Origin of the sequence: Leucobacter sp. M11 (assembly GCF_035726885.1) — a bacterium.
In the GTDB taxonomy this organism is placed as follows: Bacteria; Actinomycetota; Actinomycetes; order Actinomycetales; family Microbacteriaceae; genus JAPFRB01.
Window position 1 is genome coordinate 24,544 of the sequence record NZ_JAPFRB010000001.1, and the last position, 1,260, is coordinate 25,803.

The following is a 1,260-nucleotide window of genomic DNA, read 5'->3' on the forward strand; positions in this document are numbered from 1 at the left end:
CGCGAGCACCCGATGCGCGTCGTCGTGGTCGTCAGCGAGCCGGGCGAGTCGCAGACGTCGGTTCCGCCCCGCCTCGACGCCGAGCTCCGCGTGGGCGGCGACGCGGGCTCGCGCGAGGTCATCATTCTGCGCGCCGTTGGCAAGGCCGCCGCGAACAAGGTCAGCCTGGTCTCCGGCCTGCTGCTGCCGGACACCCCGGTCGTGACCTGGTGGGCCGGGCGCTGGCCGAACGGCCCAGCGGACGACGGGCTCGCGCGGCTCAGCCAGCGCCGCATCACGGACTCCGGGTTCTTCCCGGACTCGAGCGACCGCCTGCTCAGCCTCTCCGCGAGCTACCGCGCCGGGGACACCGACCTGGCCTGGGCCAGGCTCACCCTGTGGCGGGCCCAGCTCGCCGCGGCGCTCGACAACTCCCCCGGGCGAGAGATCACGCACGTGACCGTGTGCGGCACGCCGGATTCCTCCTCGACGACGCTGCTCGCGGCCTGGCTGCGGCTGCAGCTCGGGGTGCCCGTCACGCGGGTCGACCTCCCCGTCGGCGCGAGCGTCATGTGGGGCATCCACTCCGTCGAGCTGCACCGGCCCGCTGGCGACATCGCCATCGTGCGCAGCACCGGCGTGTTCGCCCAGCTCTCCCAGCCCGGGCGGCCCAGCCTGGAGGTGCCCCTGCCCCGGCGGCCCCTGCACGAGTGCCTCGCCGAGGACTTACGGCTCCTGTCCCCCGACCCGCAGTACGGCCTGGTCGTCACGCGGGCGGTTCCCCTGATCGTCACCCCCAGCGCAGAAGGTTAACGCCATGACCCCCGTTCCCCGTCTCGTGACCGCGGCCGACGCGGCCGCACTCGCCGAGCGAATCGCCCACGACCTGTTGGCCTTCCTCGCGGATCGCCTGAGCAGCCAGGACGAGGTGACGGTGGCGCTCACGGGCGGCGGCATGGGCATCGGCTGCCTCCGGGCCCTCGCCCGGCTCCCGGAGCGCGAGGCGATCGACTGGACGCGGGTCCGGCTGATCTGGGGCGATGAGCGCTGGCTGCCCCTCGGTGACCCCGAGCGCAACGAGACCCAGGCCCGGGAGGCGCTGCTCGACGCGCTCCCCCTGCTCCGGGACCGCGTGATTGCCATGCCCGCCTCCGACGAGGGCTTCGACCTGGACGAGGCCGCAGAAGAGCTCGCGAAGCGCATCGCGGAGCTCGAGGAGATCGACCTGGTCCTGCTCGGCGTCGGCCCGGACGCCCACGTCGCCTCGCTGTTCCCGAATCA

Annotated in this window: 2 protein-coding genes; both read left to right on the plus strand. The window is 73.7% G+C overall.

Annotated elements, in window-relative coordinates:
* Nucleotides 1-792, plus strand: a 792-nt coding sequence (locus OOT08_RS00125; protein ID WP_325090575.1) for a glucose-6-phosphate dehydrogenase assembly protein OpcA, incomplete at its 5' end; no start/stop codon positions are given.
* Nucleotides 793-796: 4 nt separating this feature from the next.
* The coding region (gene pgl / locus OOT08_RS00130; protein WP_325090576.1) for a 6-phosphogluconolactonase at nt 797-1,260 on the plus strand (464 nt) is incomplete at its 3' end.